General features: G+C 31.0%; 21 protein-coding genes. 8 read left to right on the top strand and 13 right to left on the bottom strand.

All coding sequences use genetic code 11. The annotated features are described in order from the left end of the window. Positions 1-32: 32 nt before the first annotated feature. From ABNT61_RS02400 to ABNT61_RS02345, 12 genes are all read right to left on the bottom strand, one after another. Positions 33-512, bottom strand: coding sequence for an Lrp/AsnC family transcriptional regulator (locus ABNT61_RS02400; protein ID WP_348711830.1), 480 nt, complete (start codon positions 510-512; stop codon positions 33-35). A gap of 94 nt (positions 513-606) precedes the next feature. Beyond that, complete coding sequence (locus ABNT61_RS02395; RefSeq protein ID WP_348744691.1) at positions 607-1,656, bottom strand: M14 family zinc carboxypeptidase; 1,050 nt, start codon at positions 1,654-1,656, stop codon at positions 607-609. A gap of 18 nt (positions 1,657-1,674) precedes the next feature. Further along, positions 1,675-3,141: an aminotransferase class V-fold PLP-dependent enzyme gene (locus ABNT61_RS02390; protein ID WP_348745668.1), complete on the bottom strand. Its 1,467-nt coding sequence runs from the start codon at positions 3,139-3,141 to the stop codon at positions 1,675-1,677. Between the two features lie 129 nt (positions 3,142-3,270). Beyond that, positions 3,271-4,659 carry a phosphoglucosamine mutase gene (gene glmM, locus ABNT61_RS02385; RefSeq protein ID WP_348744690.1) on the bottom strand — a complete coding sequence of 463 codons (1,389 nt, stop codon included), beginning with the start codon at positions 4,657-4,659 and terminating at the stop codon, positions 3,271-3,273. 104 nt (positions 4,660-4,763) lie between these two features. After that, positions 4,764-5,204 (bottom strand): hypothetical protein, encoded by a 441-nt coding sequence (locus tag ABNT61_RS02380; RefSeq protein ID WP_348711824.1) that lies wholly within the window; start codon positions 5,202-5,204, stop codon positions 4,764-4,766. A gap of 174 nt (positions 5,205-5,378) precedes the next feature. Next, positions 5,379-7,151 carry a 30S ribosomal protein S1 gene (rpsA, locus tag ABNT61_RS02375; RefSeq protein WP_348711822.1) on the bottom strand — a complete coding sequence of 591 codons (1,773 nt, stop codon included), beginning with the start codon at positions 7,149-7,151 and terminating at the stop codon, positions 5,379-5,381. A 184-nt stretch (positions 7,152-7,335) separates the two neighbouring features. Further along, the gene (locus ABNT61_RS02370; protein ID WP_348744689.1) at positions 7,336-7,743 is read right to left on the bottom strand and encodes an EF-hand domain-containing protein; all 408 of its coding nucleotides are present in this window, start codon (positions 7,741-7,743) and stop codon (positions 7,336-7,338) included. Positions 7,744-7,897: 154 nt separating this feature from the next. Next, positions 7,898-8,509, bottom strand: a complete 612-nt coding sequence (locus tag ABNT61_RS02365) for a YigZ family protein (RefSeq protein ID WP_348744688.1) — start codon at positions 8,507-8,509, stop codon at positions 7,898-7,900. Positions 8,510-8,512: 3 nt separating this feature from the next. Beyond that, complete coding sequence (locus ABNT61_RS02360; RefSeq protein WP_348744687.1) at positions 8,513-9,379, bottom strand: EamA family transporter; 867 nt, start codon at positions 9,377-9,379, stop codon at positions 8,513-8,515. Next, complete coding sequence (locus ABNT61_RS02355; protein WP_348744686.1) at positions 9,376-9,987, bottom strand: HAD family phosphatase; 612 nt, start codon at positions 9,985-9,987, stop codon at positions 9,376-9,378. Before ABNT61_RS02355 ends, ABNT61_RS02360 begins: the two co-directional genes overlap by 4 nt. Beyond that, positions 9,980-11,020, bottom strand: a complete 1,041-nt coding sequence (ribD, locus tag ABNT61_RS02350) for a bifunctional diaminohydroxyphosphoribosylaminopyrimidine deaminase/5-amino-6-(5-phosphoribosylamino)uracil reductase RibD (protein WP_348744685.1) — start codon at positions 11,018-11,020, stop codon at positions 9,980-9,982. The genes ABNT61_RS02355 and ribD overlap by 8 nt, the downstream gene beginning before the upstream one ends. 3 nt (positions 11,021-11,023) lie before the next feature. After that, complete coding sequence (locus ABNT61_RS02345) at positions 11,024-11,488, bottom strand: LEA type 2 family protein (protein ID WP_348744684.1); 465 nt, start codon at positions 11,486-11,488, stop codon at positions 11,024-11,026. A gap of 51 nt (positions 11,489-11,539) precedes the next feature. Here ABNT61_RS02345 and prmC point away from each other — a divergent pair, with 51 nt between their 5' ends. Then, entirely contained in the window at positions 11,540-12,388 is an 849-nt protein-coding gene (prmC, locus tag ABNT61_RS02340; protein ID WP_348744683.1) for a peptide chain release factor N(5)-glutamine methyltransferase, read from the top strand. 15 nt (positions 12,389-12,403) lie between these two features. Continuing rightward, positions 12,404-13,342 (top strand): pentapeptide repeat-containing protein, encoded by a 939-nt coding sequence (locus tag ABNT61_RS02335; RefSeq protein WP_348744682.1) that lies wholly within the window; start codon positions 12,404-12,406, stop codon positions 13,340-13,342. A 36-nt stretch (positions 13,343-13,378) separates the two neighbouring features. On the opposite strand, the gene ABNT61_RS02330 is transcribed toward ABNT61_RS02335, so the two are convergent. Further along, positions 13,379-14,254, bottom strand: a complete 876-nt coding sequence (locus ABNT61_RS02330; protein WP_348744681.1) for an outer membrane beta-barrel protein — start codon at positions 14,252-14,254, stop codon at positions 13,379-13,381. 86 nt (positions 14,255-14,340) lie between these two features. Between ABNT61_RS02330 and ABNT61_RS02325 the strand changes: the two genes are divergently transcribed. The 6 genes from ABNT61_RS02325 to ABNT61_RS02300 all read left to right on the top strand — a co-directional run bounded on the left by ABNT61_RS02325 (position 14,341) and on the right by ABNT61_RS02300 (position 19,979). Then, positions 14,341-15,528 (top strand): THUMP-like domain-containing protein, encoded by a 1,188-nt coding sequence (locus ABNT61_RS02325; RefSeq protein WP_348744680.1) that lies wholly within the window; start codon positions 14,341-14,343, stop codon positions 15,526-15,528. Between the two features lie 186 nt (positions 15,529-15,714). After that, positions 15,715-16,344 carry a hypothetical protein gene (locus tag ABNT61_RS02320; protein ID WP_348744679.1) on the top strand — a complete coding sequence of 210 codons (630 nt, stop codon included), beginning with the start codon at positions 15,715-15,717 and terminating at the stop codon, positions 16,342-16,344. 9 nt (positions 16,345-16,353) lie between these two features. Then, entirely contained in the window at positions 16,354-17,889 is a 1,536-nt protein-coding gene (locus ABNT61_RS02315) for a hypothetical protein (protein ID WP_348744678.1), read from the top strand. Between the two features lie 47 nt (positions 17,890-17,936). Further along, positions 17,937-18,392, top strand: coding sequence for an SsrA-binding protein SmpB (gene smpB / locus ABNT61_RS02310; RefSeq protein WP_348711801.1), 456 nt, complete (start codon positions 17,937-17,939; stop codon positions 18,390-18,392). A gap of 1 nt (position 18,393) precedes the next feature. Then, positions 18,394-18,975: a Maf-like protein gene (locus ABNT61_RS02305; protein WP_348744677.1), complete on the top strand. Its 582-nt coding sequence runs from the start codon at positions 18,394-18,396 to the stop codon at positions 18,973-18,975. A 50-nt stretch (positions 18,976-19,025) separates the two neighbouring features. Then, on the top strand, positions 19,026-19,979 hold the full coding sequence (locus tag ABNT61_RS02300) for a transketolase family protein (protein WP_348741783.1): 954 nt from the start codon (positions 19,026-19,028) through the stop codon (positions 19,977-19,979). The last annotated feature ends 13 nt before the right edge of the window (positions 19,980-19,992 follow it).

The following is a 19,992-nucleotide window of genomic DNA, read 5'->3' as shown; positions in this document are numbered from 1 at the left end:
CTTTCTTTATACACATTTATAAACTTTGTAAATTAAAAGTCTTGAAATATTGCATGCATCATACGCTTTTTGTCATTGATGCTTTCTTCTAATGAAATCATAGTTTCAGTTCTACTTACTCCATGAATTTCATCAATTTGATAAATAATATCCTTTGCGTCGTTAGTATCTTTAGCACGAACTTTACAGAAGATATTATACTTTCCTGCTGTAACATAAGCTACAGTAACGTTAGGAATGTGACGTAAATTATCGATCACATGCTGCGTCATAGAAGTCTTTTCTAAGTATACACCAACATGAGCAATAAAAGAATATCCCATTTTTTCATAATCTAACGTTAACGTAGATCCTTGAATAATTCCTTCATCTTCCATCTTCTTAACACGTACGTGAATAGTACCTGCAGATACTAATAATTTTTTCGCGATGTCTGTAAATGGAGTTCGAGCATTTTCAATTAGGATATCTAAAATTTGATGATCGATTTCATCTAATACAAATTTCTTCATTTTTAAATTTTATTCATAGTATTCGACAAAAATATGAATTATTATTAAAAAACCACAATACCGAGCGGTATAAAATTTAATATTTAATAAAAATTTAATGTTCGAAAACGATTTCGTGGTGTCCAAAGTATGCATTTAAGTCACCTTCTTTCTCCTTTTTTAATCTAGAAGTAAGTCTGTTATCATTAATTTCATCTACGTAAAGAAAACCTACATCTTTACCATTACCATTTCTATGAATTACATCAAAAAATGATTTTTCATTATTCGGAATATCAAAATAAGGCTCATAAGCAGTAAAATCATTACTTACGGCTATATGATATATACCTTGAATTAACGAAAAGTAATTATATTTTCTAGTTTCTTCTCTATTATAATCGTTTGGATAATGTCCTGCTTCAATTAAAATAGTATTGTGACCTAACTTTTGAAAATTATCCCCAGTTGCTGTAGGATAAAATTCATCTGTATATCTTCCTATATAGTTAGGAATCATTTTTTGCAATAAGTTATTCATAGAAACAATTACATTCATTGTCTCTATTCTTCCTTTAGTAACTTTTCTTGTTTCCTCTTCTGATGGTGCCAAAAATGAGATTGTTGCTGGATTTTTAGTTCCTTCTACTCCAAAAATCGTTCTTTGGTCATGTAGATTAAAACAAAACTTAGGATTGAATTTATCTAAAACACTTCTTAGAATCTTACTTTCACAAGCATTTTGATCTACAGCGTCTCTATTTAAATCAACTTTCTTTGCATTAATTCGAGTATACGCTACTGCTCCATCTGGGTTCAACATTGGAATAATTTCAATAGTACAATTCTTAATGATGTCTTGAACTATGTCATTATCATGATAGGTTGCATAAAAATTAAGAAAATCGAATACGGCTTTTGTACCTGTACTTTCATTCCCATGCATTTGACTCCAAATTAAAATCTTCTTTTTTCCGTTACCGAATTTTAGTTTGAAAATATCTCTTCCTTCTTCAGATTTTCCAAGAAATTCTTTCGAAATAGAACTGTGAAATTTTTCAAACAACGGAAGAATATCTTCCAAAGTAATCCATTTTCCAAAAAGATCTTTTTCTTTTATTTCTAAATAAGACTCTTGTAAAAATTCTAAATTAATTGAACTCATGTGTATACAATACAATTTTTAGTATGAAAACCAGTCTTTAACTAGTTTCTTTTCTATGGCTTCCACTGATTTATGTACATAATCATTTTTAATCGGATCATAATCATAATCAGCAGACCATTCTTCTATATTTTTATGTAACTCTCTCAAAGAATTACAGATAAATTCTAATTCTTGATTTGTGATAGTTGGATGAATTGATAATCGAACCCAACCTGGTTTTTCTAAATTACATCCTTCTAAAATTTGATTTGAAATTGATTTAGAAGTTTCTCTATCTACGTTCAATAAGAAATGACCATAAGTTCCTGCACATGAACATCCTCCTCTTGTTTGAATACCGAAACGATCATTCAATAATTTAACCACTAGATTAAAGTGATACTTTTCAAAATAGAAAGAAAATATACTTAATCGATCTCTATGATCTGGAGCAAGAATATGAACATTATCTAAAGCATCTAAACACTCAAACATCACTTCATTGATCTCATCTTCTCTATTCTTCATGTTTTTCGTTCCCATTTGATCTTTCAATTGCATTGATAAAGCGATACGAATTGTTTGTAAGAACGCTGGAGTTCCACCATCTTCCCTAGTTTCAACATCATCAATATAATCATGTTCTCCCCAAGGGTTTGTGTAGGTTACAGTTCCTCCACCTGGGTTATCTGGAATTACATTTTTATATAACTTCTTATTAAAAATCAATACACCAGAACTTCCTGGTCCACCAAGAAATTTATGAGGAGAAAAGAAAACGGCATCTAAATACTCATCTTCGTTCTCTGGATGCATATCAATATCTACATATGGTGCAGAGCAAGCAAAATCAACAAAACATAAACCATTGTATTTATGAATTAATGCTGCTACTTTATGATAATCAGTTTTAATACCTGTTACATTTGACCCTCCTATTATTGAAGCGATTTTAATTGGCCTGTTTTCATACTTTTGAATAACTTCTTCAAACATTTCCAAACAAACCAATCCTTCTTCATTACAAGGAACTACTTCAACGTCTGCTATTGTTTCTAACCAAGATGTTTGATTAGAGTGATGCTCCATATGACTAACGAATACTATTGGACGCTTTTCATCTGGAATGGTTGTATAATCTTTTAAATTTTCTGAAACTTTTAAACCTAAAATTCTTTGAAACTTATTTACCACTCCAGTCATACCAGAACCTTCAGTAATTAAAACATCGTCTTTAGATGCATTAACATGACGTTTTATAATATTTCTAGCTTCATGATAAGCTAGAGTCATTGCTGCTCCAGAAGTTGATGTTTCAGTATGTGTATTAGCTACAAAAGGACCAAATTCATTTATTAATTTTTCCTCAATAGGTCTGTATAAACGACCACTAGCAGTCCAATCGGTATATACTAATTTTTTAACTCCGTATGGTGTTGTAAACTCTTGATCGATTCCGATAATATGTTTTCTAAACTGTTGGAAATATTCCTCTAAACTCATATCCATCTTGTTCTAATTTTACGAATTTCTGTAAAAATTTTTAATTGTAAGCTAGCTTGTTTTATATTTAACAACCCTAGTAAATTTGTATGGTAATAAAAAATCCCGCAATTGTTGCGGGATTTTTTATTAAATAATTTCTTTTATTTCTGTTATAAAGCGTTCAGCTAAATCATCTGCTTTTTGCTGTGATTTTGCTTCCGTATATATTCTAATAATTGGCTCCGTATTTGATTTACGTAAATGAATCCATTCTTCTGCGAAATCTATCTTTACACCGTCAATAGTATTCACATCTTCATTTTTATACTTATCGGCCATTGTTGCTAAAATCTTATCAACGTCAATCTCTGGAGTTAATTGAATTTTATTCTTACTCATGAAATAACTTGGATACGAATTTCTCAATTCTTTACAAGAGATTTTCTTTTTCGCTAAATGTGATAAAAATAACGCCACACCTACTAAAGAATCTCTACCATAGTGTGAATCTGGATAAATAATCCCTCCATTACCTTCACCTCCAATAACTGTGTTTGTATCTTTCATCATTTGAACAACGTTCACTTCTCCAACTGCACTTGCGGCATAAGATCCTCCATGACTTTCAGTAACATCTCTTAATGCTCTAGACGAAGATAGATTCGAAACAGTATTTCCTCCTTTTAATTCTCCTAAAACATAATCAGCACAAGCAACTAAAGTATACTCTTCTCCAAACATAGAACCATCTTCACAAATTAAAGCTAATCGATCTACATCTGGATCAACAACAATTCCTAAATCCGCTTTCTTTTTAACAACTAGTTCAGAAATATCTGTTAAGTGTTCTTTTAAAGGTTCTGGATTATGAGGGAAATGTCCGTTTGGTTCACAATATAACTCAACACATTTCACACCAAGTTCTTTCAATAAAGCTGGGATTGCAATTCCACCTGTAGAATTTACACCATCAACAACAACTTTAAATTTAGCTTTTTTGATCGCTTTTTTATCAACTAACTTCAGCTTTAAAACTTCCTTAATATGCTTTTTAATGTAATTCTTCTTTTTCTTAACCTTTCCTAAATCATCAACTTCAGCAAAATCGAAATCCTCTTTTTCAACAATAGCTAGAATTTCTTTTCCATCTTCACCATTTAAGAATTCACCTTTCTCGTTTAACAATTTTAAAGCATTCCATTGTTTAGGGTTATGAGAAGCAGTTAAGATAATTCCTCCATCTGCCTTTTCAATAGGAACTGCAACTTCAACAGTTGGCGTAGTTGATAATCCTAAATCGATTACATTTATTCCCAAACCAACTAAAGTATCAGAAACTAATCCGCTAATCATCTTTCCTGAGATACGTGCATCTCTACCAATAACTATTGTAATTTGTTCTTTACCTGTGTTCTTATTTTTTATAAATGTACCATATGCCGCAGCAAATTTAACTGCATCAATTGGTGTAAGATTATCTCCTGTTCCTCCTCCTATCGTTCCTCTAATCCCTGAAATAGATTTAATTAATGTCATGCTTATTTTTTGATTTAGGCAAATATAATCATCTCCTAACTATTTATAAATAAAAAAAGCTGTTGTGATGAACAACAGCTTTAAGATTTTATATAAAATTTAGATTATAATCTAAACATTACACCAGCATTTAGGAAACCTCCAGAATCTACACCTGAATATGAAGCTCTCAACGCAATATTTCTATCAAGTTTATATTCAAAAATTGGTCGGAAATAAAAGCCGTTACCTGCATTATTAATTCCAATAGCATATCCCATATCTAATCCTAAATCTATTTTATTTGTAGCATGGAATCTACCAGCACCTGCTAAAGGTAAAATAATTGAGTTACCGGTTGTGACAACAGCTAAACCTGTAGCTGCACCAACTTCAAATCTACTATCAACATCAAATAAGTAATCAACATCTCCACCGATTACAAAAGAAGAATCACCACTACCTGTAGTAAAACCAAGATTCGCACCAATTCTTAATTGCCCATCTTGAGCATTTACATTTAATGAAATAGCTATAAAAGCTAAAACGCATAAAATTTTTTTCATCTTTTTAGATTTTTAAATTCAGTGATTATAAACAAATATAATACCAAAAATAGAATTATAATTTGAACTATGATTAAAACAGAAGATCAACTATTTTATTTTATCTCTCAGAATTATTTATAAAAAAAACCGTTACAAAATTGTAACGGTTTTAATATTCTTATGAATTAAGGATTATTTTCCTTGCTCCATTTTCTTCTTTAATTCAGCTAATCCTCCGATATCACCTAAAGTAGTTTTTTCAGATTCTTGAGCTTTCTTAGCAGCTGCTTTCACATTTCTTTGCTCTTCTTCTCTGAAGATTGAAGTGTGAGAAACAACGATCTTGCGGTATTCTTTACTAAATTCAGTTACCATAAACTCTACAGTATCTCCTTTAGCTAACTTACCTCCGTCTTCTTTCTCTAAGAAACGAGATGGTGCAAATGCCTCAACTCCGTCTTCAAAAGTAACCGTAGCTCCTTTATCATTCTTAGCAGAAATAGTTCCTTCAAATTTAGATCCGATAGCATACTTAGCTTCGTGAGCATCCCAAGGGTTATCTTGAGTTTGCTTGTGACCTAAGTTTAACTTACGGTTTTCAACGTCTAATTCTAATACTTGAACAGCTAACTTATCTCCAACAGTTACAAACTCTGATGGGTGCTTAACTTTCTTAGTCCAAGATAAATCAGAAATATAAACTAATCCGTCAATACCTTCTTCTAATTCTACGAATACACCGAAGTTAGTATAGTTACGAACAGTTCCTTCGTGTTGAGAACCAACAGGATATTTAGTAGTAATATCTGTCCAAGGATCTGGGTGTAATTGCTTCATACCTAAAGACATCTTACGCTCTTCTCTATCTAATGTTAAGATTTGAGCTTCAACTTGATCTCCTACTTGTACGAAATCTTGAGCTGAACGTAAGTGTGTAGACCATGACATTTCAGATACGTGGATTAATCCTTCTACTCCATCTTCTACTTCTACAAACGCACCATAGTCAGCTAATACAACTACTTTACCTTTAACTTTATCTCCAACTTTTAAGTTACCATCTAAAGCTTCCCAAGGATGAGCAGATAATTGCTTTAATCCTAATTGGATTCTAGATTTGTTATCATCAAAGTCTAAGATTACAACATTTAATTTTTGATCTAACTCAACAACTTCACTTGGGTGGTTGATACGAGACCAAGATAAATCTGTAATGTGAATTAATCCGTCAACACCTCCTAAGTCAACAAATACACCATAAGAAGTTACGTTTTTAACAACTCCTTCTAATACTTGTCCTTTTTCTAATTGACCGATGATTTCACGTTTTTGCTCTTCTAAATCAGCTTCGATTAATGCTTTATGAGATACAACTACGTTCTTAAATTCGTGGTTAATTTTAACAACCTTGAATTCCATAGTTTTCTCAACGTATTGATCGTAATCACGGATAGGCTTAACATCAATTTGAGATCCTGGTAAGAATGCTTCGATTCCGAAAACATCTACAATCATACCACCTCTAGTTCTACACTTAACAAAACCGTTAACGATTTCTCCAGTTTCGTGTGCATTGTTAACTCTATCCCAAGCTTTAATTACACGTGCTTTTTTGTGAGATAATACTAATTGACCTGAAGAATCTTCTCTTTTGTCAACTAATACTTCTACTTTGTCACCCACAGCTAAGTTAGGGTTGTAACGGAATTCGTTTAATGAAATAACTCCTTCTGATTTAGAGTTAATATCGATGATAGCATCACGATCAGTTACACGAACTACTTCACCTTCAATTACGTCACGCTCATTAACGAAACCTACAGTTCCTTCTAACGCTTTTTCGAATTCTTTTAATTTAGACTCATCAACTTCATCAATACCTTCTTCGTATTTATGCCAGTTAAAGTTTGCTAAAAATTCTTCTGGGTTTACTGCCTCAGCAGCTTTTTTTGTTTCTTCAGACATGTCTGAGAATAATTTTGTATCTTTTTGTTAGTCAGATTTTTAACGATACTAACTCCAAGAGATATTAAACTTAAAAAATATAATTTATAACCTTTTTTAAATCTGTTCTCGTAAAAAGGAGTGCAAATTTACGAATTTAAAACCTATTAAACAATAGGTTATCTCTTATTTTTCTGATTTTGAATTACTCGTTTTTAAGAAATGTATCTAACTCTTCAAAATCTATGAATCCATCGGAATTAGTATCTATCTTCTTAAAATTACTTCGAAGTTTAATGTTTTCTTTTAAAGCGATTTCAAACTCATCTAATTTTCCATCTTCATTCACATCCATTTCCTTAATAAGTCTCTTAACATTTTGTCCTTTCTTCTTTTTTCTTCGTCGTTTTCTAATCTTTCTTAATTCATCTATATCAATCTCATCATCATTATTACTATCAATTTCATCAAACTTATCCATAAAACCTCTAATATCTATGGCAGTAGCTTCTTCTCGATCTATTGCTCCATCATTATTCTTATCATATAAGGTCATCATTTTTTGAGGAGACACGCCATTTCGAATAGCATTTAAACTATTATTATTGTTCATATTTCTCCTTCTTTGAGAATGAACACATAGTATACTTAAAAACAATACGACTACTAGTGATTTTATTTTCATAATTATTGATTCTTACTATTATTTAAAACTTACAGCTTTACAATTCATACGTATTAGACTATTACAATCTATTAAAGTTTAATCATTCTTGAATTGTAATTTCAACTTTATACAAGTTATCTATTAATTGATATAGATTTTCGGCATCATTCTTTCGTACCGAAATAACATATTCGCAATTTAACTCTAATTTCTGACTAATAATTTCGAGCTGTTGCTTCTTAATTATTTGCTGTACTTTATTCATCATGTCGTAACCAAATGTTAATTTATAATGCACATCAATGGTTTTCTCTATAATTTCAGAAGCTTCTAAAGCTAATTTAGCCGAAGTTCTATACGCATTAATTAATCCTCCAACTCCTAATTTTGTTCCCCCAAAATAACGAACAGATACAATTAAAACATTGGTAACGTCAAATGCTTGAATTTGTCCGTAAATAGGCTGACCTGCTGAATTACTAGGCTCGCCATCATCATTTGCTCTAAAACGAATATTTTCAGTTCCTAACTGCCAAGCATAACAATGGTGGCCAGCATTTGGGTGAATTTTCTTTAGATCTTCAAGAGATTGTTTTATGTCATCATCAGAATTTACTGGAAAAGCATAACCAAAAAACTTACTATTTCTATCTTTAAAAAGCGTTTCTTCAGAAGGCTTGACTATTGTTTTGAACGTATCTTTTTCTTCCATAGGTTAAAAAGCAGTTATTAAAACTATACTTACAATTGCAATAGCAACACCTATCCAATTTCTATTTTCCAATCGTTCTTTAAATAAAAACAAACCGAACAACGTTGTTAACAATACAATACTTACATTGTTTATTGTAAATAAAACTGAACTTTCTATTCCTTCTATTTTAAGTGCTCTAATTAAAAATTCAATAGAGAAATAATTAGGAATTCCTAAAGCAATACCTGCAATTATATTTTTTATAGAAAGCTCTACTTTTTTAGTCAACATTTGAAATAGTAAAAAGATTACTCCAAATACAAAGGCAACACCAAAAATTGATGCAGAGAAAATCGAAACCTTTTCGGTTGGTACATAATTGATCTCGGTATACTTCAATAAGGTATCTATTGCACCTGATCCTAAGAATAATAGTGCTGGAAGCAATAAAGAACCACTTTGAAATCCTTTAGAGTCATTACTTTTTACCGAAGTAAGATACACAGCAACTAAAGCCATTAAAATTCCAAAAATCTTAATAACCCCAACTGATTCATTATATAATACAACTCCAAAAACAATAGGAATAACAACAGCCATTCTTCCAGAAACAGAAGCCACAGACAAACCGTTTCGTTGCGATGTAATTGCCATTACATTAAAGATAGTAATGAATAAAAAACCCAGAAACAAAGCTCCATAAAACCAATCTTGCTGCGGAATTGTTGAAATTGGAATTTTTACATCTGAATATATATAACCGATAACAAAAGCAACAATATAATTTACAACAATCGCTTGAAAGGTATTTACTTTATACACTTCAAACAATTTAAAAATAACATATAAACTACTCGAAATTAAAATACTAAGAACTAAATAAATCATATTGTAAACTCCTCTCTTTTCAATAATTCAACTACATCATCTTTTCCTGGCTCATTGTTCCAAACATGAATCCCCAATTCTTTTGCTGCATTGGTATTATCACTAGTATCATCAATAAAAATTGTTTCTTCTGGTTTTAAGTTATTCTCATTTAACACAAACTCATAAATATTATGATTTGGTTTTCTAAAATTAATTTCATGAGATAAATAAAATTTCTCAAAACAGTTTTTAAACTCAGAATACAATTCTTCTCCCCAATCATTTTGAATCCAAGAAATATGTAAATCGTTTGTATTACTTAGTAAGAATAATCTATATTTTTTTGATTCAGCTAATTCCTTTAAAAATGATAATCGATGTAAAGGGAAATCTAATAGAATGGCATTCCAAGCTTTTACCAAATCTTCTTTGTTAATTTTAAATTCATTATGAAAATATTCTATAAACTCTTCAGTGGACATTAATCCCATTTCATAATTATAATACACTTGCATCATTTCTTCCGAAATATGCTCAACTCCTAACTTATATAACTCTTTATAAGTGGCTTCCTTATCTAAATTGATGAACACATCACCAAAATCGAAAATGATATTTTTAATCATTTAAATATATTCTTAACGTATCGTTTTGTAATTTCTCTTCTCTCTCCAGTTTAGCCTTTAATTCAGGAGCTTTAACTCCATTTCCAAATTCATTCTCTCCAATAAAAACTCTGGCTTCATCCCAAATATTATTGTCAATAAATGTTTGTAATGTTTGCGCTCCTCCTTCAATTATTATAGATTGGATTTTATGTTGAACTAAAACCTCAATTATCTGTCCTACAATAGGCTTAGAAAAATCAATTGTTTCATAAATTAGATTTTCAGTAGAACTTTCCTTTTCAACTTCAGTTACAACAATAGTCTTTACTGTTTTATCCAAAACAGATAGGTTCTCTGAAATCTTCAAAGATTTATCTAAAACTACACGAACTGGATTATTACCTGTCCAAGATCTTACATTTAATTTCGGATTATCAGCAAGAACTGTATTTGTTCCTACTAAAATAGCGTGTTCTTGAGCTCTCCATTTGTGAACTAGCTGTTTTGAGTATTCATTAGAAATCCAAACAGGTTCTTGAGCATCTTTTTGACTTGGAGCAATAAAACCATCTTTAGTTTCAGCCCATTTTAAGATAATAAATGGCCTTTTTTTATTTTGAAAAGTAAAGAACCGTTTATGATGTTGTTTACACTCTTCTTCCAAAACTCCAACTACAACATTTACCCCATTATCTTTAAGCCTTTTTATTCCTCTTCCCGCAACTACACTGTGGGTGTCAATAGTTCCAATAACAACATTTGGGATTTTTTTTCTAATAATTAAATCAGAACAAGGTGGAGTTTTTCCATGATGAGAACAAGGTTCTAATGTAACATACATTGTAGATGATTCAAATAATGATTCATCCTTAACTGAAGTAACAGCATTAACTTCTGCATGAGGACCACCATAAGGATCTGTAAATCCTTCTCCGATAATAACTCCATTATTAACAATTACAGCTCCTACTGAAGGATTTGGACGTGTAGTACCAATACCTCTTTGTCCTAATTCAAGACAACGACGCATATATTTTTCTTCGAAATTCAATGGCTAGAATTTAATTTTAACTTCTTGAGTTTTATCAATAGTATAAGTGTTTGAAAAACCTAACACTTTATATTTAATATCTCCTTTAAATTGAACATCAACTTTTTTATTAATCAATGAACTTAATAATCCACCTAAAATCCCACCTTTTTTATTATCAAACACCTTATTTGCTGGAATTACAACATTTAACGGAATTGAAAATTCTTTATTCGCTGGAACTTTAAATTCTTCAGAAGATACTTGTGCTACTTCTGCCCCATTCACAATAACTTTTATTTCATCCGTTGATAATTTTCCACCAATATCATTTTCATTTTTAAAAAAAGCTTTGGCTTGAAGTCTTACAGTATCACTTCGTAGCGATAAAAACTTTATTTCATCAACTTTAATAAATGTAGGTTTCTTCTTAACTGAACAATTCAGTAAAAAAACAGATATAAGTACTAAATATAGTATGTTCTTCATTTGTTTTCTATACATTTGATATGTCAAAAATACCATTTTTACATTGATTATATGAAGCTAAAAGACTTCAGAACCTTTTTTAACAACGAACTTTCAGAATTATATCCTAAAAAAGAAATAGATGCTTTTTTCTTTCGAAGTGTTGAAGCTATTCTAGATTTACAAATAATGGATGTTTTCATGAAAGAGAACACCAATATTGAAAAGGAAAATCTTGCTGTTTTACAAATTATTATAGGGCGTTTAAAACTTGAAGAACCTATTCAATATATTCTAGGAACAACCGAATTCTATGGATATACCTTTAATGTAAATCCTGGAGTGTTAATTCCCAGACCAGAAACTGAAGAGTTGATAAGTTGGATTAAGGAAACATATCCAAATAATTCAGAAAGACTTTCAATTCTAGATATAGGAACGGGATCAGGTTGCATCGCAATTACGTTGAAAAAAGAAATTGCAACTGCTGAAGTTTCAGCTATGGATATTTCAGAAAAAGCTATTAAAACAGCAACGAAAAATGCTTCTTTAAACAATGTAGTTGTTAATTTCATTCAACACGATATACTATCTACGAATAGCATTCAAGATACTTTTGATGTGATTGTATCTAATCCTCCATATGTTAGAAATCTAGAAAAGGAAGAAATTAAAAACAATGTTTTAAATAATGAGCCACATTTAGCGTTATTTGTTGAAGACGATAATCCACTCATATTTTATAAACGAATAGGAGATTTTGCAAAAGACAATCTTAGAAAAGATGGTTCATTGTTTTTTGAGATCAATCAATATTTAGGTGAAGAAACTAAACAAATGTTACTCGATAAAGGATTTAAAAATGTAGTTTTAAAGAAAGATTTATTCGGTAACGATAGAATGATAAAAGCTAATTATTAAAAATATACTCGTAATATGGAAGATAATTTTCAAGAAGAATTAGAAAAACTTAGAAAAGAAAACGAAATTCTACGCGAAGAACAAGATAAAGCGGCTCTAAAAAAAAGAAAAAAGCAAGAAAGAACTAAAAAAACACTTTCTTGGACCTGGAGTATGTTTGCAGGTGCATCTTTAAAAAATAACTTTAATCAGTGGTTTACAGAATTTCATACACAAGAAAAAGTATCTCCAAATACTTCGGCAAGCTTATTAACTTCATTGGTTAAGAGATTTGTTCGAGTACGATTATTAAGTGTAATTCTATTGCTCTTCTCTTTAGTTCCTTCATTAATTTCATTATACATTTTAATTAAGCAAAATGAACTAATTAAGACTCAAAACTTATTAGTTGAAGGATCTAGACGATCTTCTTATAGTTATCAATTAACAAAATTATTTGATGCTATTGATAACGGTTATTCTAAAAAAACTAGAAATAGGATTGTTTCTTTATGTAATGCCTTAAAACCATATCGATACTTAGATGAAGATGGGAAATCAACTGTGTATTATAGTCCAGAAAGAACTCAAGTATTACTATACCTTATTGATTCGGAAATGAGCAACAATCAATTAGGCGCTTTGTTTGATAATATTGACTTTTCATATTGCGATTTAAGAAACACTAATTTATCTGGAAAATATTTAGCAGGAATCAACTTATCTCATTCGAATTTAGAAAATTGCGAAATGAATACTGCTATATTAAATGATGCAGATTTATCTTATGCTAATTTGAAAAACGTACAGTTTTCTAATGGTAGAGCGAAAAATACATCTTTTAGAGAAGCTAATTTAACTGGAGCAAAATTTACGAAAGCTAAAGATTTAACTGGTGCGGACTTTACAAACGCCGATGTTGATGATACGAGCTTTAACCTTTCCGATATATCCAAAACAAAAGGATTGAAATAAATAAAAAAAGCGACTGATTTCAGTCGCTTTTTTTATTTAGAATTCGTACATGATTCCAATATTTATTCCAAATGAAGAATACGGAGCATCAGGTTTTACAGTTCCTTCTGTTCCCCAAGTAAACTCATCTCGGATTAAGTATGATAGAGAAGTTAAGCTTGCTTTTGTTGAATCAGGTAATGTAGAAAGTGGAGACGTTAATACTGTAATTGTATTGGTTAACTCATCTCTAGTTACAACTCTACCATCTGTTCTTACAGCTGAAAAGCTTCCTAAATCAGAAGTATCTCTAGTTACATCAATATTCATGTATTCCAATTCAGTAAATAACCAAATCTTTTCTGAAAGTTCAAACTTATAACCAATTGCACCTACAAAACCAATTGGAAACTCCCCTCTAAAGTTAGTAGTAAAATCAATACTAGTTGGTGCAGGTGCGGCTATAACATTTCCAGCAGCATCATAAACAGGTAATGCTGTATTTACACTTCCAGTCGCCTCTGTTTTCCCACCTAATTTTGTTAGTAAACCAGCTCTAACATAAATGTTATCAGTAAAATTATAAATACCAACTAAAGATGCTCCAAAAGCTCTTCCTCGTCCAGCAACCATTGATTCTGGTAATGTTGGAACACCAGAAGTTTTACTAATATCTTGATCCAAACCAAAAACATAACCAACTCCTACTTCTACTCCAATTTTATCATTAAAGAAATAACCACCTCTAATTTGCGTATGTAATCCTTCTCCATAACTTCCTTCTAACTCAGAAACTCCTGTTGCCGAAACATTAGACCCTAAGACTTTTTCATTAGCTCCTACAGCATATCCTCCACTAGCAGAAACATAAAATTGCGCTTGTATTGCAGAACTAGCAAATAATGCAAATACAGCTAAAAATGTTTTTTTCATATATAATATTTGTTTGCAATGAGCGCGCGAAATTCCTAAAAATTATGAGTATTTTTGGTGTTAAATAGCATTAATTTTTTCTTTTTTTGAACTTAAAAATTTTAAATACTGAAGTACAATCTTTTATAGATTCGAATTTGAATGAAGACATCTCTAAAATCTTATTTAAAGGGAGTCCTTTTGATGAAATTTCAGTTCAGGAACTCGCAAATCAGATAGTCGCAAAGAAAAAAAGTCAACACAAATTACCAAGTTGGTTTAATACGGAGGACATTTATTATCCGCCCAAAGTTTCTATTGAACAAACTTCATCTGAAATTACAGCTAAATACAAAGCTAATTTGGTTAAAGGTGAAACGCTAATTGATATTAGTGGTGGATTTGGTGTAGATTCATATTATTTTTCAAAAAACGTGAATAGTGTAATTCATTGTGAAATAAATGAAGAACTATCGACTATAGTTAACCATAATTATAAAAAATTAGAAGCTAATAATATTCAAACAAAAGCCTGCAACGGAATTGAATATTTAAAAAGTAATAATACTGATCATTTCGATTGGATTTACACCGATCCATCAAGAAGAGACGATTCAAAAAACAAAGTCTTTTTATTAAAAGATTGTTCTCCTAATATTCCAGAAGAAATAGATATATTATTCTCAAAGTCAGACAACATTCTGATTAAAGTCTCTCCTATTTTAGATATATCAAATACCATTAGAGAATTAAAGTTTACTAAAGAGGTACATGTTGTTGCCATAAATAATGAGGTTAAAGAATTATTATTCATTCTTAAAAAAGACCATAAGGAAGAAACTTTATTAAAAACTGTAAACTTTAAAAAAGATACAATTGAAGAGTTTAATTTCTATTTGCATAGTAATCAATTAGACGAGCCTAAATATTCTTTACCTCTTAAATATTTATATGAGCCTAATGCTGCAATTTTAAAAGCTGGTGGTTTTAAAGAAATCACACAGCAATTTGATGTAAACAAATTACATCAACATTCACATTTATATACATCTGAAGACTTGGTTACCTTTCCTGGAAGAACATTTATAATCGATAAAGTAATTCCATACAATAAGAAGGAAATCAAAAAAAATATACCTGATAAAAAAGCCAATATTACAATAAGAAACTTCCCAAAAACAGTTGCGCAAATCAGGAAAGAAACGAAAATTAAAGATGGAGGGAATCTGTTTTTATTCCTGACGACCTTAGAGAACAACTCTAAAGTTATGATTATCAGCCATAAGATTCACTAGATTTTAGTATATTTGGAATGGTTACAACTTTTATAAAGAGTAACTACTATAAGTGTTTTAAGGGGGAAACACGTGGAAGCCTTAATAAAATTTAAGGCTTCCGTCCCCTTTTACTTCCCATAATTATGCTATTTCGAAAAGATTTGTATTTTAGCTATGTAAGAATTTTTAAACTAGCCGATAAACATGCCTTTTTTAAACGATCAAGAATACGAAGATTTACAACAAGAAATTAAAAATCTTAATTCGAAAAACGAGGATTTAACATCTGAGTTATCTGAGAAAGAAGAAGAGATAGGCGATGTAAAAAGTACTGCTAGAAACAGAAACATTTTATTAAGTTTTTTATCAGGTGTTTCAATTGCAGCTGCTGTTTACTTCTTTCAAAACCAATCACCTTCTAGTGTAAATATCGATGAAATAAAAAGAGCCGAAGCTACAAGAGTACTTGATAGCATTGGTGATATTACTGAAAATTCTGATTATTCTGATTCTGAATCAGATGACTATGACTCTTCTGAAGAGGGTTCAACTGGATTAGAAAGTGGAATTAGTAAAATCAAGAATAATATTAAAAACGAAGTTGTTTACTCTGTACAAATAGGAGCTTTTAGTGAGAAAAGATATCCTTTACTTTCTAAAACTATCGCAGGAACATTATCTAATGAAGAATATTTAAGATATTCAATTGGATTATTTTCAACTTTAAAAGAAGCTCAAAACTTTAGACGTCAATTGCTTAAAATTGGATTCGGTGATGCATTCGTAGCTTCTTATGTAAACGGCAAAAGAAAAGAAATTCATAAACCTTACTAAAACTTACTAATGGTAAATAATATACCAAGAACGCTATTGTTAGTATTAACATTTAGCGTTCATTTTTTTTACGCGCAAAATGAAACTCCTGAAAAGAAAACCCAAATTGGGTTTGCTCAATTAGATTTCTTATCTATTGATATGCCAGATGGTAACGAGTCAAACATGGATTTTACAGGAATTCACTACAATGCAATGTTAAACGACTGGAGTTATGCAGGTCTTGGTTTTTACGGAGCTGTTGGTGGAATTAGAGGTGGTTTTTTCACTTTAGGTTTAAATCTTGGAATAAAAAAAGAAATATATAGAAATGTCTTCGTCGATGCAGGTTTACATTTCGGAGGCGGTGGTGGTGCCAGTGCTCCTGATGGTGGTGGTGCTTTTATTCTTCCTCATGTGAATTTAGGTTATGACTTTAAGTATTTTTCTCTTTCTGCAGGTTGGAGTTACATTGATTTCTTTGATGGTGGAACCATTACTAGTAATCAGTTATATGCTAGCGCTCAAATTCCTCTATCTTTCGATTATACAGATTTTGAAAAAAGACAAGATAAATTTGATACTGACAATTTGAAAGAAACCAAATGGAATTCTAAAAGCCATAGGATAAGTGCAATGGTTCATTTGAACAACTTATCTGTTAAAGGTGATTCTAAATTCGTGGATGGAAGTTCAATGAATGGTAGAACAATTAGGTTAGCTGGATTTGAATTCTCTTCTTTTTTAAGTGATGACTGGTTCTATTTTATAAAAGCAGATGGAGCGTACAGTGGTATTCCTGCTGGGTATATGGATATTTTTGTTGGTGGTGGTTATCACTTATCAATGAATAAAAACAGAACAAATATCCAAGCTAAATTCGGTGTAGGTGCCGGAGGAGGTGGCGGAGTTGATACAAAAGGAGGATTTTTAATTTACCCTGATCTTTCCATTGAACAAAAAGTATTCGACAATATGTATGTGTCTATCAATAAAGGATATTTAATGAGTCCAGATAGTCATTTCCTATCCTCTACTCTAGGATTTGGGTTAAAGTATTATGTTGAAAAAGACGGAATTGAAACTAGTCATAACAATTCTGGGAAAACAGTCTTAAAAGGAGTTCAAACCATTCTAAAACAAGATTGGTATCTAGATGCTAGTAGAAATGGTGGATTTGAACAAGACATGCACCAAATTTCACTTCAAATTAATGTATTCCTAAATAAATACATTTATGGTGCGGGTCAAACTTCATTTGCCAACTTTGGAGATGCTGGTGCTTATGCCGAAGGAATCGTTGGTCTTGGAGTTGAATCAAATACATTTTTTAACAATAAAGTTAGTGTATTTGCTCAAGTACTTGGAGGAGCTGCTGGTGGTGGCGGAATAAGTACTGGAGAAGGATTAATTGTTAAACCTAGTTTTGGTCTTAATTACAAATTAACGAATACTTTAAATTTAAGAGGTGGAATTGGTTACGTAAAAGCTAGAGGCGGATCTTTAAGTAGTGTTTATGGTAATTTTGGATTATCATACAACCTTTCGTTTTTAACTACAAAATAAGAGTATTAATTCCTCTATCTTTGTATCATAATTGCTGAGATTGATTTATGCAGAAAAATATAAACATACAGAATAAAAAAGCTCGTTTTGAATACGAGATTTTAGATAAGTATACGGCTGGAATTCAACTTACAGGAACTGAAATCAAATCAATTCGCCAAAGTAAAGCTAGAATCACAGAAAGTTTTTGTGAATTTAATGAACGTGGAGAATTATTTGTGATCAATATGTATATTGAAGAATACGCCTTTGGTCATCATTACAATCATAATCCAAAAAGTGAACGACGATTGTTATTAAACAAACAAGAATTAAAAAAATTAGCTCGTGAGGTTGAAGCTAAAGGAAATACAATTGTTCCTTTACGTTTGTTTATTAATGAAAATGGTTGGGCAAAACTTGAAATTGCCCTAGCAAAAGGTAAAAAGACTCATGACAAACGTCAAACAATTAAGGATAGAGATAGCAAAAGAGATTTAGCTAGACTTAAAAAAAGCTTCTAAAATGCTAAAAGAAAAATTAGCAAACTACAATATAATTCTTGCTTCAGGATCGCCACGTAGACAACAATTCTTTAAAGATTTAGATTTAAATTTTGAAATCAGATTGAAGAGTGTAGACGAAATATATCCTGAACATCTAAAAGCAGAACAGATAACTGACTATTTAGCCGACCTAAAAGCACAACCTTTTCATGATGAATTAAGTGAGAAAGATTTGTTAATAACGTCTGATACAATAGTCTGGCTTAACGATCAAGCCTTAGGAAAGCCGAAAGATTATAACGAAGCATTTGATATACTTAAACGCTTATCTGGAAATACGCATCGAGTAATAACATCAGTTAGTTTAAAAAACAAGAGTTTTCAAAGAATCATTAATGACTCTACTACAGTGTTTTTTAGAGATTTAACCGATGAAGAGATACATTATTACATAACTACTTTTAAACCTTTTGATAAAGCAGGTGCTTACGGAATTCAAGAATGGATTGGAAAAGTAGGCATAGATAAAATTGAAGGAAGCTACTTTAATGTTATGGGATTACCTGTTCATAAATTATATAAAGAATTGATGAATTTATAATCGTTGTCTTTATTAAAAGTTTATTTTTGACCCGAATTTACAACACAACAATGAAAAAATATACATACACAGAGAAAAAAGATACTAGATCTGGTTTTGGAGATGGTTTAACGGAATTAGGAAAGACGAATCCTGATGTTGTTGCATTATGTGCTGATTTAACAGGTTCATTAAAAATGAATGAATTTGAAAAAAATCATCCAGAACGTTTTTTTCAAGTAGGAATTGCTGAAGCTAACATGATGGGAATAGCTGCTGGATTAACAATTGGTGGTAAAATTCCATTTACCGGAACATTCGCTAACTTTTCTACTGGACGTGTTTATGATCAAATTCGTCAATCAATCGCATATTCTCATAAGAATGTAAAGATTTGTGCTTCTCATGCCGGATTAACACTAGGAGAAGATGGTGCTACTCACCAAATCTTAGAAGATATTGGTTTGATGAAAATGTTACCTGGGATGACTGTAATTAACACATGTGATTATAATCAAACTAAAGCTGCAACTATTGCTATTGCAGAGCATGATGGTCCTGTTTATTTACGTTTTGGTAGACCAAAAGTACCAGTATTTATGCCAACCGATGAAAAATTCGAAATTGGTAAAGCAGTTAAATTAACAGAAGGAACTGACGTAACTATTGTTGCTACTGGTCATTTAGTATGGGAATCTTTACAAGCAGCAGAAAAATTAGAAGAAGAAGGAATCTCTGCTGAAGTAATCAATATTCATACAATTAAACCATTAGACGAAGAAGCTATCTTAGCATCTGTTGCTAAAACTAAATGTATTGTAACTGCTGAAGAGCACAATAAATTTGGTGGACTTGGAGAAAGTGTTGCTCGTTGTTTAGCACAAAACACTCCTACTCCACAAGAATTCGTTGCAGTAAACGATAGCTTTGGAGAATCAGCTACTCCTGCCGAATTAATGAAAAAGTATAAAATTAATGATGAAGCTGTAGTTGAAGCTGTTAAGAAAGTATTGAAAAGGAAATAATAATTCTTAAAAA

Source organism: Tenacibaculum sp. 190524A05c (genome assembly GCF_964036595.1).
In the GTDB taxonomy this organism is placed as follows: domain Bacteria; phylum Bacteroidota; class Bacteroidia; order Flavobacteriales; family Flavobacteriaceae; genus Polaribacter; species Polaribacter platacis.
This window is presented reverse-complemented; position numbering and strand designations above follow the sequence as displayed.

Excerpts from the sequence above, each read along its gene's own strand:
- ABNT61_RS02360 (WP_348744687.1), bottom strand. The coding sequence starts at position 9,379 with ATGATTTATTTAGTTCTTAGTATTTTAATTTCGAGTAGTTTATATGTT.
- smpB (WP_348711801.1), top strand. The coding sequence starts at position 17,937 with ATGCAGAAAAATATAAACATACAGAATAAAAAAGCTCGTTTTGAATAC.
- ABNT61_RS02390 (WP_348745668.1), bottom strand. The coding sequence starts at position 3,141 with ATGAGTTTAGAGGAATATTTCCAACAGTTTAGAAAACATATTATCGGA.
- ABNT61_RS02370 (WP_348744689.1), bottom strand. The coding sequence starts at position 7,743 with ATGAACAATAATAATAGTTTAAATGCTATTCGAAATGGCGTGTCTCCT.
- prmC (WP_348744683.1), top strand. The coding sequence starts at position 11,540 with ATGAAGCTAAAAGACTTCAGAACCTTTTTTAACAACGAACTTTCAGAA.
- ABNT61_RS02355 (WP_348744686.1), bottom strand. The coding sequence starts at position 9,987 with ATGATTAAAAATATCATTTTCGATTTTGGTGATGTGTTCATCAATTTA.
- ABNT61_RS02335 (WP_348744682.1), top strand. The coding sequence starts at position 12,404 with ATGGAAGATAATTTTCAAGAAGAATTAGAAAAACTTAGAAAAGAAAAC.
- ABNT61_RS02330 (WP_348744681.1), bottom strand. The coding sequence starts at position 14,254 with ATGAAAAAAACATTTTTAGCTGTATTTGCATTATTTGCTAGTTCTGCA.
- ABNT61_RS02380 (WP_348711824.1), bottom strand. The coding sequence starts at position 5,204 with ATGAAAAAAATTTTATGCGTTTTAGCTTTTATAGCTATTTCATTAAAT.
- ABNT61_RS02300 (WP_348741783.1), top strand. The coding sequence starts at position 19,026 with ATGAAAAAATATACATACACAGAGAAAAAAGATACTAGATCTGGTTTT.
- ABNT61_RS02395 (WP_348744691.1), bottom strand. The coding sequence starts at position 1,656 with ATGAGTTCAATTAATTTAGAATTTTTACAAGAGTCTTATTTAGAAATA.
- ABNT61_RS02365 (WP_348744688.1), bottom strand. The coding sequence starts at position 8,509 with ATGGAAGAAAAAGATACGTTCAAAACAATAGTCAAGCCTTCTGAAGAA.
- ABNT61_RS02320 (WP_348744679.1), top strand. The coding sequence starts at position 15,715 with ATGCCTTTTTTAAACGATCAAGAATACGAAGATTTACAACAAGAAATT.
- ABNT61_RS02345 (WP_348744684.1), bottom strand. The coding sequence starts at position 11,488 with ATGAAGAACATACTATATTTAGTACTTATATCTGTTTTTTTACTGAAT.
- glmM (WP_348744690.1), bottom strand. The coding sequence starts at position 4,659 with ATGACATTAATTAAATCTATTTCAGGGATTAGAGGAACGATAGGAGGA.
- ABNT61_RS02305 (WP_348744677.1), top strand. The coding sequence starts at position 18,394 with ATGCTAAAAGAAAAATTAGCAAACTACAATATAATTCTTGCTTCAGGA.
- rpsA (WP_348711822.1), bottom strand. The coding sequence starts at position 7,151 with ATGTCTGAAGAAACAAAAAAAGCTGCTGAGGCAGTAAACCCAGAAGAA.
- ABNT61_RS02400 (WP_348711830.1), bottom strand. The coding sequence starts at position 512 with ATGAAGAAATTTGTATTAGATGAAATCGATCATCAAATTTTAGATATC.
- ABNT61_RS02315 (WP_348744678.1), top strand. The coding sequence starts at position 16,354 with ATGGTAAATAATATACCAAGAACGCTATTGTTAGTATTAACATTTAGC.